General features: G+C 71.3%; 11 protein-coding genes. 3 read left to right on the top strand and 8 right to left on the bottom strand.

What is annotated here, in order from left to right; all coding sequences use genetic code 11:
• Positions 1-118 precede the first annotated feature (118 nt).
• Positions 119-1,387: an MFS transporter gene (locus ACZ45E_RS20295; RefSeq protein WP_468222403.1), complete on the bottom strand. Its 1,269-nt coding sequence runs from the start codon at positions 1,385-1,387 to the stop codon at positions 119-121.
• Between the two features lie 193 nt (positions 1,388-1,580).
• On the opposite strand from ACZ45E_RS20295, the gene ACZ45E_RS20300 reads away from it, so the two are divergent.
• The 3 genes from ACZ45E_RS20300 to ACZ45E_RS20310 all read left to right on the top strand — a co-directional run bounded on the left by ACZ45E_RS20300 (position 1,581) and on the right by ACZ45E_RS20310 (position 5,217).
• Positions 1,581-1,841 (top strand): acyl carrier protein, encoded by a 261-nt coding sequence (locus ACZ45E_RS20300; protein ID WP_468222404.1) that lies wholly within the window; start codon positions 1,581-1,583, stop codon positions 1,839-1,841.
• Positions 1,838-3,460, top strand: a complete 1,623-nt coding sequence (locus ACZ45E_RS20305) for an HAD-IIIC family phosphatase (protein WP_468222406.1) — start codon at positions 1,838-1,840, stop codon at positions 3,458-3,460. The genes ACZ45E_RS20300 and ACZ45E_RS20305 overlap by 4 nt, the downstream gene beginning before the upstream one ends.
• A gap of 89 nt (positions 3,461-3,549) precedes the next feature.
• On the top strand, positions 3,550-5,217 hold the full coding sequence (locus tag ACZ45E_RS20310; protein WP_468222407.1) for an outer membrane protein assembly factor BamB family protein: 1,668 nt from the start codon (positions 3,550-3,552) through the stop codon (positions 5,215-5,217).
• Between the two features lie 102 nt (positions 5,218-5,319).
• Here the strand turns inward: ACZ45E_RS20310 and rfbB are convergent, their stop codons facing one another.
• From rfbB to ACZ45E_RS20345, 7 genes are all read right to left on the bottom strand, one after another.
• Positions 5,320-6,306: a dTDP-glucose 4,6-dehydratase gene (rfbB, locus tag ACZ45E_RS20315; RefSeq protein ID WP_468222409.1), complete on the bottom strand. Its 987-nt coding sequence runs from the start codon at positions 6,304-6,306 to the stop codon at positions 5,320-5,322.
• A 14-nt stretch (positions 6,307-6,320) separates the two neighbouring features.
• Entirely contained in the window at positions 6,321-7,106 is a 786-nt protein-coding gene (locus ACZ45E_RS20320) for a thioesterase II family protein (RefSeq protein WP_468222410.1), read from the bottom strand.
• On the bottom strand, positions 7,103-8,323 hold the full coding sequence (locus tag ACZ45E_RS20325; protein ID WP_468222411.1) for a cytochrome P450 family protein: 1,221 nt from the start codon (positions 8,321-8,323) through the stop codon (positions 7,103-7,105). The genes ACZ45E_RS20320 and ACZ45E_RS20325 overlap by 4 nt, the downstream gene beginning before the upstream one ends.
• A 75-nt stretch (positions 8,324-8,398) precedes the next feature.
• The gene (locus tag ACZ45E_RS20330) at positions 8,399-9,634 is read right to left on the bottom strand and encodes a class I SAM-dependent methyltransferase (RefSeq protein WP_468222412.1); all 1,236 of its coding nucleotides are present in this window, start codon (positions 9,632-9,634) and stop codon (positions 8,399-8,401) included.
• Positions 9,635-9,646: 12 nt separating this feature from the next.
• A complete protein-coding gene (locus ACZ45E_RS20335; protein ID WP_468222414.1) occupies positions 9,647-10,471 on the bottom strand; it encodes a methyltransferase domain-containing protein in 825 nt (274 codons plus the stop codon).
• A 62-nt stretch (positions 10,472-10,533) separates the two neighbouring features.
• Entirely contained in the window at positions 10,534-11,547 is a 1,014-nt protein-coding gene (locus ACZ45E_RS20340; RefSeq protein ID WP_468222416.1) for an aldo/keto reductase, read from the bottom strand.
• Positions 11,544-13,997 (bottom strand): beta-glucosidase, encoded by a 2,454-nt coding sequence (locus ACZ45E_RS20345; RefSeq protein ID WP_468222417.1) that lies wholly within the window; start codon positions 13,995-13,997, stop codon positions 11,544-11,546. The genes ACZ45E_RS20340 and ACZ45E_RS20345 overlap by 4 nt, the downstream gene beginning before the upstream one ends.
• Positions 13,998-14,077: the final 80 nt, after the last annotated feature.

The raw sequence follows: 14,077 nt of genomic DNA on the forward strand, positions 1-14,077 counted from the left end.
CCGGGTCCGGGCCGGGTCCGGGCGGGACCCGGGCAGCGGCCGGTCCCAGGCGACCGGTCCCAGGCGGCCGGTCCCAGGCGGCCGGTCTCAGGCGACGGCTCTCAGGCGGCGACGGGACTCAGGCGGCGGAGGTCCTGTCGGCGCTCTCCCGTGGCTCCTCCTGGGCGGCGGTGGCGCCCGGCCGCACCGCTGCGAACAGCAGGAAGCCGAGGAGCACGAAGACCGCCGCGGAGAAGATGGGCACCGCGCTGGAGCCGTCGATGATGCCGAAGACGACGCCGGACAGGCCCGCGGAGAGCGCCGCGATGGCGCCGGCCGTGCCCATGACGGAACCCTGGTGGCTGTCGTCCACGGCCGCGGACATCATGCCGACAAGCCCGCTGTAGGAGATGCCGTAGGTGGCCGCCCCGATCAGGCACAGGGCGTAGAGCACGATCCGTGAGCCGGTCAGCGCGGTGCCGGCGACGCACACGGTCATCCCGGCCAGCGCCCCGGCGACCGCGAGCTGCGGCTTGAGGTACTTCATCGAGAGCGGCACCAAGGAGAGGAAGGAGGCCGCGAGACCCACGCCGACCACCGAGATGAGGTTGGTGACCTCACGCTGGTCGAAGCCTTCGTTCGCCGTCAGGTACAACCCGATGAACTGGAAGAAGGCCGTCCAGCCGAGGGACATGAGGAGCAGGGCCACGGAGAGCACCCTGACCCCGGGGAAGGTGAAGGACTCCATGAGGTGCTTGACCGGGTTCGGGAAGGTCATGCGCCCGGCCGGCCGGGTGGCCGGCGCCTCGCGGAAGGAGATCAGCAGCACCAGGAGGTTCAGCAGCGTGACGACGGCCACGAAGACGAACGGGGTCCGCAGGCTGAACCAGGAGACCAGGGTGGAGTCGCTGAGGTAGCCGCCGATGAGCGGGCCCACCACGTATCCGGACGAGACGCAGAACATGATCAGGCCGATGGAGTTCACGCGGCGTTCCTTCGGCGTGACGTCGAGGATCGCGGCCTGGGCGACGGGCAGGCTGCCGGAGAACAGGCCGCCGACCACGCGCGCGGCGACGAACAGGACGACGTCCTGGCGCGCCAGCCCCCAGATGGTCAGCGCGTAGCTGAGGGCGAGGCCCAGCAGACACAGCATCAGTGTCTTCTTGCGGCGGAAGTGGTCGGAGAGCGAGCCGAGCAGCGGGGCGCCGAAGAACATCGCCAGCGAATAGCTGCCGATGGCGACTCCGTAGAACAGGTCACGGGTACTGGTGCCGCCGCTGCCCATGATGCCGATATCGGCGTCGTAGGCGATGGGAATCAGCACCGGAATGATGAGGCTGACGCTCAGGTTGTCGATCAGGATGATGAAGTAAAGAGGGACGAGACTGGCCAACCCGCTTTTGCGCATGGGTGTTTCTCCCGGTAGATCGGTGGGGGGCGCAACAACCGCGGGCGGTATCGTAACGTATCAACTCCCCTTTCAGCGCACGGACTTGAGTGGCGCTTGAGTGGCGCCTGACCGGCCGGGAGCACGCTTCCTCCAGAACCTTTTCCGCCATATGCGTTGGCCGGTGCACGGCTGAAACGAGGGTGTTCTCCAGATGGAAGCGAATGAACTGAAGGCCATATCCGTGGAAAGCACGGTCCTCGAAGTGTTCCGCGGGATCCTGGGGCTGGACGCGGTCGACCCGGATGTCCCCTTCGCCGCGCTGGGCGGGGACTCGATGCGGGCCGTGCGCGTGCTGTCGCGGCTCTGGCGCGAACTCGACGTGGAGCTGCCGGTGCACGCGCTCGGCAACGACACGACCGCCGCCGAACTCGCCGCCACCGTCCGCGCGCACCTGGACGGTCGGGCCGTATGAGCGAGGAGAGGACCCCGGGCATCGCCCTCGCCGCGACCTTCACCTCGGACGGGCTCAGGGACGCCATGGCGCGGCGGCTGCGGGAGAGCGGACGCGAGGTGTCGGCGGCGCCGTACGGGCAGGTGGTGGAGCCGCTGCTGGACCCCGCCGGTGTGCTCCTCTCGCACGCCGGGGTGAACGTGCTGCTGCTGCGCGCCGAGGATCTCTTCCGCGGCGCCGCGGACCCGTCGGCCGGCGACCGGATCCTGGACGAGCTGCTCTCGGTGCTGTCCACCGTCCCGGGCCGCTCCGCCGCGACCTGGCTGGTGGCCCTGGCCCCGCCGTCGCCCGGCGCCCTCGCCGACCCCGCCCGGGCGCGCTGGACCGAGGCCGCCGCGCGGCGGATCGGCGAGGCCGTCGCCCCGCTGCCGGGCCTGCATCTCGTGGACCTCGACGACCTGCCGAGCCAGTACGACGTGCCGGAGACGCACGACGAGTACGCCGACCGCATCGCCCATCTCCCCTACACCGACGCGTACTTCGAGGCGCTCGCCGACCGGCTGGTGCGGCTGGCCGCGACCACGTGGAACAAGCCGCGCAAGGTCGTGGTGCTCGACTGCGACAACACGCTGTGGGCCGGTGTCTGCGGCGAGGACGGGCCGCTCGGGGTCGAGATCGGCCCGGGGCGCCGCGCGGTCCAGGAGTTCATGCTCGGCCAGCGCGCCCAGGGCAAGCTGCTCTGCCTGTGCAGCCGCAACGAGGAGGCCGACGTCCGGGCCGTGTTCGCACAGAACCCCGGCATGGTCCTCACGATGAAGGACGTCACCGCGCACCGGATCGGCTGGCAGCCCAAGGCCCGGTACCTGCGGGAGCTCTCCCATGAGCTGGGGCTCGCGCTGAACTCGTTCGTCTTCGTGGACGACGACGCCGTGGAGTGCGCCTCGGTGCGGGCGGCGCTGCCCGAGGTCGCCGTGGTGGAGCTGAGCAGGGACGCCGACGCCGCGCCGCGTCAGCTGGCCCGCGAGACCGCCTTCGACCAGCTCACGGTGACCGACGAGGACCGGCTGCGGGCCGACTGGTACGAGGCCGAACCGGAGCGGCGCGCCCTGGAGCGGTCCCTCACGGACTACGAGGAGTTCCTGGACCGCTGCGCCATCGAGGTCTCGATGGCGCAGCTGACCGACTCCGCACTCGACCGGGCCGCCCAACTGACCTCCCGCACGACGCAGTTCACGCTGGCGGGCACCTCCTTCACGGTGCCGGAGCTGCGCCGGCTGCTGGACGAAGGCGGCCGGGGCTGGACCGTACGGGTCAGCGACGTCTTCGGCGACTACGGCACCGTCGGGCTGGTGCTCGCCCGGGCCGACGGCGACGTGCTGGACGTCCCGGTGTTCCTGCTCAGCTGCCGGGTCCTCAACCGCCGGGTGGAGACCCGGATGCTGCGGATGCTCGGCGCCGAGGCCGCGGCGGCCGGCTGCCGCACCCTGCGGCTGCCCTACCGGCCCACCGCGCGCAACGCGCCCGCACGGCAGTTCCTGAAGGAGATCTCAGGCCGCGCGATCGACGCGGGGGACGAGGCCGGTGCCGTCGATCTGCGGGTCGCCGACTGGACCGACGCGCCCGCGGTGGCCGCTCCGTAATCGCACCCCCGCCTCCTCCCCCTGACCACACATCCCCATGCACCCCCATGCACCCATCCACTCACCCACAGGAACGAGGGAACAACTCCATGAAACCCAGTACGGGACGACGGTCCGCACGCGTCCGAAGGCTGTGGGGACGGCTGTCCGTCGCGGCGGCCGGCTGCGCCGCCCTCATGCTGGCCACCGTCGCCTCCGCCGAGACCGGCGCTCCCGCCCTGAGCACCGCGTCCTCCGCGTCCTCCGCGTCCGCTGCGTCCTCCGCGTCCTCCCAGGCCCGGAGCGTCCCCGTGAAGCCCGAGTGGGTCAGCGCGGGCCAGAACAACCACAACACCCGGCACGCCGCCACCGAGCGGACCATCGGCCGCCACAACGTGGGCAAGTTGGCGCCGAAGTGGACCTTCACCACCGACGGTGATGTCTCCGCCACCCCCACCGTCGTGGGCGGCACGGTGTACGTGCCCGACTGGGGCGGCAAGCTGTGGGCCATCGACGCCGACAGCGGCAAGGAGGTGTGGTCGCGCAGCGTCGCCGGGTACGACGGCGTCGAGGGGCACATGTCCCGGACCAGCCCCGCCTACTGGAAGGGCAACCTCTACATCGGCACCGGCACGCTGACGACGACGGCGCTCAAGAGCGCGTACCTCATCTCCGTCGACGCCGGGACCGGCGACAAGAAGTGGATGACCAAGGTCGACGACGACCCGACGACGGTCATCACCTCCTCCCCCACCGTGGACAACGGGGTCGTCTACGTGGGGACGTCCTCGAAGGCGTCGACCCTGCACGACGAGCCGCAGTTCCGCGGCGCGCTCCTGGCGATCGACGCCCGCAGCGGCAAGATCCTGTGGAAGACCCACACCATCCCGAAGGGCTACACCGGCGCCTCCGTGTGGGGCAGCCAGCCCGTGGTCGACCACAAGACCGGCCTGGTGTACGTGGGCACGGGCAACAACTACACCTCGCCGCCCGGCGTCTGCCTCAACCCGAAGCAGACCGACTGCACCCCGCCCTCCGAGGACGACCACTTCGACAGCGTGCTCGCCCTCGACCTGAGGACAGGCAAGATCAAGTGGGCCCATCACACGCTGACGGCCGACACCTGGATGATGTACATGCAGAACCAGGCCCCGGACTTCGACTTCGGCTCCGCCCCGAACCTCTACACCACCGTGATCGACGGCAAGCCGAAGGACCTGCTCGGCATAGGCCAGAAGAGCGGCGTCTACTACGCCCTCGAACCGGCCACCGGCAAGGTGGTGTGGCAGACGCAGGTCGGCCCCGGCGGTGCGCTGGGCGGTATCCAGTGGGGCAGTGCCACCGACGGCAAGCGCATCTACGTCGGCATCGGCAACGGTGATCACCTGCCCTGGACCATCACGGCCGCCGACGGCACCAGGTCCACGGTCAACAGCGGGTTCTTCGCGGCGGTCGACGCGGCCACCGGCGAGATCGAGTGGCAGACGGCCGACCCGCAGGGCAAGGAGGGCCAGTGGCTCGACGACTCCTTCATCACCCACGCCAACGGCGTCATGTACGCGGGCTCCTCGGCGCCCAGCGGCACCAACATGTACGCCCTGGACGAGAGGACCGGCAAGATCCTCTGGGACTTCGCCAGCGGCGGTTCCGTCTTCGGCGGCGCGGCCGTGGTCGACGGCAGCGTGTACTGGGGTTCGGGCTACTACATCTCCAACGTGGGCGAGGGTCTGAGCGGCCACAACAACAAGCTCTACCGCTTCACCCCCGGCGGCCGCTGAGGCGCCGTCCGCCGCGCCCATGAGGACAACGCCCATGAGGACGCGCCCATGAGGAACGGCCCGGGCAGGAGCTGCCCGGGCCGTTCCCGCGTCGCCGGTTGCTCAGGCGACCGCGGTCAGCTCGCCGCGCAGCGGCTTCCACCACTGCGGGTTGTCGCGGTACCAGTCGATCGTCCGGGCCAGGCCGTCGCGGAAGGGGACGCGCGGGGCGTACCCGAGCTCGCGGAGCTTGCGGTCGTCGACGGAGTAACGGCGGTCGTGGCCGGGCCGGTCGGACACGTGGACGATCCGTTCGGGCCCGGCCCCGCACGCCTCAAGCAGCCGGCGGGTGAGGGCGAGGTTGGTCAGCTCCTCGCCGCCGCCGATGTTGTACGCCTCGCCGGGCCTGCCCTTCTCCAGGACCAGCTGGACGCCGCGGCAGTGGTCGTCGACGTGCAGCCAGTCGCGGACGCACAGGCCGTCGCCGTACAGCGGGACCTGCCTCCCCTCCAGCAGGTTGGTCACGAAGAGCGGGATGAGCTTCTCGGGGTACTGGTGGGGGCCGTAGTTGTTGCTGCACCGGGTCACGCTCACGTCCATCCCGTACGTGCGGGCGAAGGAACGCGCCAGGATGTCGGCGCCGGCCTTCGACGCGGCGTAGGGCGAGTTCGCCATCAGGGCGCACTCCTCGGTCCAGGAGCCCGTCTCGATCGACCCGTACACCTCGTCGGTGGAGATGTGCACGAACCGGGGCACCCGGGCGGCCCGCGCCGCCGACAACAGGGCCTGGGTGCCGAGCACGTTGGTGCGTACGAAGTCGTACGCGCCGGCGATGGAGCGGTCCACGTGGCTCTCCGCGGCGAAGTTCACCACCGCGTCGTGGCCCGGCAGCAGATCGGCGAGGAGCGCCGCGTCGCAGATGTCGCCCCGCACGAACGTCAGGCCCGGATGGTCCCGTACGTCGGCGAGGTTGGCGGTGTTGCCCGCGTAGGTCAGTTTGTCCAGGGCCGTGATCCGTACGTCGCCCGGGTCGCCGTACGCTCCGGCGAGCGCGTGGCGCACATAGGTGGACCCGATGAATCCGGCGGCGCCGGTGACGAGCAGTCGCACGGGACTTCCCTTTCTCACATGGCGGTCGCGTGGGCCGCGGCGGCGTGCGGCGCCCGGAGTCCGAGATCCGCCAGGACGGCCCGGGCCACCTCGGTGACGCGGTCCTGAAGATAGAAGTGGCCCCCGGTGAAGACCCGCGTACGCCCGGGGACGACCGAGAGGCGCAGCCAGTCCGGCATCCGGCCGGGCGCGCACAGGGGGTCGTCGGTACCGGCCATGGCGGTGACCGGGCAGCGCAGGCCGGGCCCGTCCTGCCAGGTGTAGGAGCGCAGGGCCCGGTAGTCGGCGCGCAGCGCGGGCAGCGCCAGGGCCTGCACCTCGGGGTCGTCGAGCGCGTCCCCGCCGCCGAGCCCGCGGACCTCGGCCAGCAGCGCGGCGTCGTCGGCCAGCCGGTCGGTCGGGCCCTCGCCTGCCGTGGGCGCGCAGCGGGCGGAGACGAACAGCCGGTGCGGGGTGGCGCCGGCCCGGTCCAGGCGCCGGGCCGTCTCGTAGCCGACGAGCGCCCCGAAGCTGTGGCCGAACAGGGCGTACGGCGGACCCTCGGGCGCCTGGAGCAGGGCCTCGGCGATCCGGTCGGCCAGCTCGCTCAGCCGTGACAGCGGCGGTTCGTGCCGCCGGTCCTGCCGCCCCGGGTACTGCACCGCCACCACCTCGACCCGCGGGTCCAGGGCGCGGGCGAATGCGTGGAAGCTGCTCGCGCCACCCCCGGCGTGCGGAAAGCAGACGAGCCGCAGCGCCGCCTCGGCGGGCGGTCCGAACCGCCGCAGCCAGGTCTCGGCCAGGGGGGCACGCGAGATCACCGGCCCAGCCTCACGGGGAGGCTGTCGATGCCGCGCAGGAAGGACCGGCGCCAGCTCACCTGCCGCGGCTCGATCGCCAGGGCGAGGCGGGGGAAGCGTCGCAGCAGGGCACGGAGCGCGATCTCGCCCTCCAGGCGGGCCAGCGGGCCGCCGACGCAGAAGTGGATGCCGTGGCCGAAGGACAGGTGCCCGGTGGTGTCGCGGGTGACGTCGAACCGCTCGGGGTCGGGGAACTTGCGGGGGTCCCGGTTGGCGGCGGCGCCCGCGATGAGCACGGTGCTGTGCGCGGGGATGTGGACCCCGCCGATCTCGACGTCCTCCAGCGAGCCGCGCGTGGTGATCTCGGCGGGGCCGAGGAAGCGCAGGGCCTCGTCCACGGCGTTCGGCAGGGCCGCCGGGTCGCGGCGGACCGTGGCGAGTTCCTCGGGGTGGGTGAGGAGCAGGTAGGTGGCCATGGAGATGAGGCTGACGGAGGTCTCGAAGCCCGCGATGAGCAGGATCAGGACCACGGAGGCGAGTTCGTCGTCGCTGAGCCGGTCCTGGTCCTCCTCGTGCACGCCGATCAGGGCCGAGAGGAGGTCGGGGCCGGGGTCGGCGCGGCGGCGGTCGATCAGGTCGAGGATGAAGCCGACCAGGGCGCGGGCCGCGTGCTCGCGCTGCTCGACGTGGTCGGCGTCGATGACCAGGAACTCGTTGCTCCAGCGGCCGAAGTCGCCCTGGTAGCGCTCCTCGACGCCGAGCAGCTCGCTGATCACGGTGATCGGCAGCGGGTAGGCGTAGCGCTGGACGAGGTCGGCCTCGTCCTCTCCGGTGAGGCCGTCGAGCAGGTGCTCGGCGAGCTCCTCGATGCGGGTGCGCATCGACTCCACGCGGCGCGCGGTGAACTCCCGGGAGACGAGCCCCCGCAGCCGGGTGTGGGCCGGCGGGTCGTTGCTGCCCATGTTGTTGGCGAAGTAGGGCCGCACGTCCTCGGGGATGCCGTGGAAGGTCGGCAGCTCCACCTCGGGCGGCTGCTTCTTCTGGTCGTTGCTCAGCCGCAGGTCACCGAGGGCGGCCTTGGCCTCGGCGTGACGGGTGATCAGGTACGCCTCCCGGCCGATGAAGCTGACCTTGCTGACCGGGCCCTGCTCGCGCAGCGCGGCGTAGGTCTCGTACTGGTCGATGTGGAAGAGGTCGCTGTCCAGGCTGGGGACGGCGGTCGTGGTGTCGATCGACACGGGGGGTCCTTCTCCCTCGTAGGTGTGACCAAAGGTGTGACCGGAGAGGTGGGCGACGGCGTGGCGGGTGCCCGCTCAGGCGGTCACGGTGGTGAGCGTGGGCATGGGGAAGACGAGCTTGCCGCCGCCCTTCAGGTACGCCTGCTCGCGCTCGACGAAGCCGTCGCGGTGGATCCAGGGCAGGACGAGGAGCTGGTCGGGGCGGCGGGACCTGGCCTCCTCCTCGGAGACGATCGGGATGCCGGTGCCGGGGGTGAAGCGGCCGGCCTTCTCCTCGCTGACCTCGCCGATGCAGGGCAGGTCATCGGGGCCGATGCCGCAGTACTGCAGGGTCACGTTGCCCTTGGTCGACGCGCCGTACCCGAGGGTGAGCAGGCCGGCCGCGCGGGAGTCGTCGAGGAACCCCCGCAGATCGGCGCGCTGCTGGCGCACCCGGCGGGCGAACGCCTCGTAGGGGGCCATGGTGTCCAGGCCCGCCGCGGCCTCGCGCTCGCGCAGCGCGACCAGGGAGCCCTCGTCGCGGGGGTGGCGGCCGGGGTTCTTGGCGAGGGTGACGTAGAGGCTGCCGCCGTAGACGTCGGTGACCTCGGCCTTCAGCACGGTGAAGCCCACCTGCTCGGCCATCCACTCGATCTGCTGGAACCCGTAGTACTCCAGGTGTTCGTGGCACACGACGTCGTAGGCGTTGGCGTCGAGCATGGCCGGCATATAGCTCTGCTCGGTCATCCAGACGCCGTCGTCGTCGAGGATGGCGTGGATGTCCCGCATGAACCGCAGCGGGTCCGGGAGGTCGTAGAACATGCCGGTCGTCGTGACGACCTTGGCACGCTGCTTGCCGTAGCGGTCGGTGAAGGCGTCGCGGGTGAAGAACTCGGCGACGAGTTCGGCGGGCGGGTAGTGCTCGCGGAACTTCTCGCCCGAGGGGTCGATGCCGACCAGGCGCAGCCCCTCGACGGGGTACTGGTGCAGCAGCGTGCCGTCGTTGCTGCCGATGTCGACGACGATGTCGCCCGCCGTGAGGCCGGTCAGTTCGGCGGCGGCGACGGCCTTGCCGCGCAGGTGCTCGACCATGAACGGCCGGATGCCCGGGCGGTAGCCGTAGCCCTCGCCGTACATCAGCGCGAGGTCGGGGGTGTGCCGCAGTTGCAGCAGGCCGCAGCCGGCCGGCGAGCACTTCACCAGCTCCAGCGGGACCGAGGGCACCTTCTCGTCGGGGCTCTTGGGGAAGACGCAGGTCAGCGCCTGGTCGCCCAGGTCGAGCACCGGAAGCAGTTCGCGATTGCCGCAGACGCGGCACTGAGTGATGATCATCGTCTGCCCGTTTCAGTCCGTGGTGACCGTGGCGAGGAGGTAGCCGTACGACGTGGGGACGCGCACGCCGTCCACCATCCGCTCGAACTCCTCGGGGCCGGTCATCCGGATGACGTCGTCCTTGCGTGCCAGCAGGGCGGCGGCGATGTCGTCGCGGACCGCCTGGGGGGCGAGGGTGTTGGCCGTGATGTCGGTGAACTCCCTGACGACGAGTCCGGCCCGGCCGATGACGTCCCGGTAGTCGTCCATCTGCGGGCTGGTGATGATGTCCTGGAACGTCAGCTCGGTGTCGGGCTGGCTGAACATGTCGGCGAGGACGAGGGTCGAACCCGGGCGCAGCACGCGCTTGATCTCGCGCAGGACCTTCTCCTTGTCCGGCATGTGGATCAGCGACTCGAAGGCCCAGGCGCCGTCGAACGAGGCGTCGGGGAAGGGGAGTTCGGCCGCGTCGGCGTGCTGGAAGCCGACCCGGTCCGCGAGGCCCCGCTCGCGCGCCCGCTCGCCGGCCCGGCCGACCTGGTACGAGCTGATGGAGACGCCGACGACCTCGACGTCGGCCGCGCCGGCGAGCCGGAAGGCCGGCTGTCCGACGCCGCAGCCCACGTCCAGGATGCGCTGCCCGGCCCGGGGTGCGAGGCGCGCGATCAGCTGGTCGGTGAGCTGGTCGGTGGCCTTCTCGATGGGAGCGTCGTCGGCGTCGTCGTGCCAGTAGCCGACGTGCAGGTTGTCGCCCCAGATGTCCCTGAACGTCTCGGTGAAGTTGTCGTAGAAGTCGACGACCTTCTCCTCGACCGTCTCCTCGGCCTTGTCCACGTTCGCCTGCGCTCCGGAAGTCATACGGTCCGTCCTTCGTTTCGTGGTCGCGTCTTGGTCGTGGTGATGGGAACCGGTGGTGGGCGTCAGGCGGCCCAGGCCTCGGGCCCCGGGCCGCCCCGGCCGACCGGCGGGAAGATCCGGTCGAGCGCGGCGAGCTGGTCGTCGTCGAGGCGCAGGCGGGTGGCGCGCAGCGCCGAGTCGAGGTGCTCGACGGTGCGCGGTCCGATGACGGCGCCGGTGACGCCCGGCCGGGAGAGCACCCAGGAGAGGCCGACCTCCGCGGGGTGGTGGCCGATGCGGCGGCAGTACGCCTCGTACTCCTCGACGGCGGGGCGCAGCGAGGGCAGGAGCGACTGGGCGCGTCCCTGCGCGGACTTGACGGCGGTGCCGGAGTCCAGTTTGGCGAGTACGCCGCTGAGGAGGCCGCCGTGCAGCGGTGACCAGGCGAGGGTCGCCAGGCCGTGGTGGCGGGCGGCCGGCAGGACCTCCAGTTCGGCGTGGCGGGCCGCCAGGTTGTAGAGGCACTGCTCGGAGGCGAGGCCGAGCGAGTTGCGGCGGTGGGCGCTCGCCTGCGCCTCGCTGATGTGCCAGCCAGCGAAGTTGGAGGAGCCGACGTAGCAGACCTTGCCGCTGCTCACCAGGTGGTCCATGGCCTGCCACACCTCGTCCCAGGGCGCGGCGCGGTCGATGTGGTGCATCTGGTACAGGTCGATGCGCTCCACGCCGAGGCGGCGCAGGGACTCTTCGCAGGCGGTGACGATGTGCCGGGCGGAGAGGCCGCCGTCGTTGACCCGCTCGCTCATCTCGCCGCCGACCTTGGTGGCGAGCACGGTGCGGTCCCGGCGGCCGCCGCCCTGGGCGAGCCAGCGGCCGACCAGTTCCTCGGTGTGTCCCTTGTGCACCCGCCAGCCGTAGATGTCGGCGGTGTCCAGGCAGTTGATGCCGCGGTCGAGCGCCTCGTCCATCAGCCTCAGGGCGTCGTCGTCGTCGACGCGGCCGCTGAAGTTGACGGTGCCGAGCCACAGCCGGCTCACCCGGGTGGCGAGGCGGCCGAGCCGGACGTACGGCTGCGGGTCCTGGCCGTCGCCGCCTGTCACCGCCGCTTCCCCTTGGCAGGGCGGTCGGCCCGGACGCTCGCGGCGAGCCGGACGTCGTCCGAGGAGGAGGCGACGAGGACGCGGCGCTCGCCGCCGGCGAGTTTCCAGCCGTCCGCGGCCGTGTCCCAGTACTGGAGGGCGCGTTCGGCCACGTGGATGCGGACGCGGCGGGACTCGCCGGCCTTCAGTCCGACCTTCTGGTAGCCGGCCAGCGCCTTCTCCGCCTGGTCGAGCGGGAGTTCGGGGCTGGGGCCGAGGTAGACCTGGACCACGTCGCTGCCCGCCCGATCGCCGGTGTTGCGCACCGTCACGTCGACGTCGAGGCCGTCGGCGGTGCGCCGCACGGTCTGGTTCTCGTAGGCGAAGGACGTGTAGGACAGGCCGTGGCCGAACGGGAAGAGCGGTTCGACGCCCTCGTGGTCGTACCACCGGTAGCCGGTGTAGATGCCTTCGGTCTGCCGCACGACGTTGTCGACGCCGGGGTAGCGCTCGGGGTCGCCCGCGACCGGGGTCGCCCGCTCGGAGGCGGGGAAGGTCTGGGTGAGCCGGCCGCCCGGTTCGGCGTCGCCGAACAGCAGGTCGGCGGTGGCCTGCGCGCCGGCCTGTCCCGGGTACCACATGTCGAGCACGGCCCGGGTCCCGTCGAGCCAGGGCATCGTGAGGGACGACCCGGTGTTCAGAACGACGATCGTGCGGGGGTTGACGGCCGTGACGGCCTTGATCAGCTCGTCCTGGCGGCCGGGCAGGGAGAGGGAAGCGCGGTCGCTGCCCTCCGCGCCGTCGTCGTAGGCGAAGACCACGGCGGTCGAGGCCGTACGGGCGGTGGCGACGGCCTGGTCGATCGCCGCCCGCGCCGTGGCCGGGGTCACCCAGCGCAGGTCGAGGGTCATCGGCTTGCCGACGACCGCGCCACCGCTGATCTTGACGGTGTGCGTGCCGGCGGTCAGCTCCAGCGGGACGCTGGTGAGCTTGCCGAACACCTCGCCGACGCTGATCGGGGCGCCGTCGTCGATCTGGATGGCGCCGTTGCCGCCGGTGACGCGGGCGGCGATGCGGTACAGGCCGTCCTTGTCCACCGTCAGCTTGCCGTCGTAGATGACACCGCTCTCGGCGGGGTCAAGAACGGTGCCCGCGGTGAAGTCGGGTTCCAGGGCGGACGCCGGGATCGGCTCGCCCTCCAGGATCTCGCCCTCGGCGTAGGAGACGTGCGCGCCGGCGCCGAGCTTGCCGGTGATGGTCTCCAGCGGCGGCGTCGCCATGTCGGGGACGATGTAGGAGCTGCCGAGGCCGGTCACCTTGGGGTCCTTGGCCGTCGGGCCGATCACCGCGAGGTCGTCGGTCGTGGCCGCGTCGAGCGGCAGGATCCCGTCCTGGTTGCGCAGCAGGACGGCGCCGGACTCGGCGACCTTCTCGGCCACCGCGGTGCCGCCCGCGACATCGCGTTCGGGCCGCGGCGCCGGGTTCTCGGCGAGGAGGCCGATGCGCTCCATCTGTCCGACGATCCGGCCCACCGCGCGGTCGAGGACGGCCACGGGCACGGTGCCGTCGGTGACGGCCTTCTTGAGCGTGTCACCGAAGTACTTGCCGCCGGGGACCTCGCCGCCGGGCGGGATGGCGGCCGTCGAGTCGATGCCCAGTTCCTGGTCGAGCCCCTTGGTGATGGCGTCCGTGCTCTGGGTGGCCAGCCAGTCGGAGGTGACCCAGCCCTGGAAGTCCAGCTGCTCGCGGAGGATGTCGTTCAGGAGGTGCCCGTTGCCGCAGGCCGGTTCGCCGTTGACCTTGGGGTAGGCGCACATCACCGAGGCGGCGCCGGCCTTGACGGCGGCCTCGAAGCCGGGGATCTCCGTCTCCTGCAAGGTGCGTTCGTCCACCTTGACGTCGACACCCATGCGGTTGTTCTCCTGGGTGTTGGCGGCGTAGTGCTTGACCGTCGCCATCAGGCCCTGGCTCTGGATGCCCTTGACCTCGGCGGCGGCCGTGCGCCCGGTGAGGAGCGGGTCCTCGCTGAACGTCTCGAAGTTCCGCCCGGCCTGCGGCACCCGGATGCTGTTGACCATCGGGGCGTAGATCACGTCCACCCCGAACGCGCGGCCCTCACGGCCCAGGACCTGTCCGTACTTCTTGGCGAGCCCCTCGTCGAAGGAGGAGGCGAGGCTGACGGGGGCGGGCATCGCGATCGACGGCCGGTGGATCGTCGCGCCCGCGGGCCCATCGGTGGCGCGTATCTCCGGGATGCCCAGGCGGGGCACGCCCGGCAGATAGACCAGCGCCGTCGGGTCCGTGGTGGAGTAGTCCCAGTGCACGAACGAGAGCTTCTCGTCCAGTGTCATCTGCCCGACGAGCCGGTCGACCCGGCTTTCCGTACGGCTGGACGACGCCGGTGAGGCGCCCAGATTCAGCAGTGCCAGAACCGTCAGAAATACGGAGGGCACCCATATTCGTCGTTTCATTTCCCTCTCCCCGACATGGCGTCTCCGTAGCCAAGAAAGTGCGACGGCGGCGACGCTAGCGAGATCATCGTGCGCCCGAC

Source organism: Streptomyces sp. NPDC030991, from assembly GCF_055571235.1.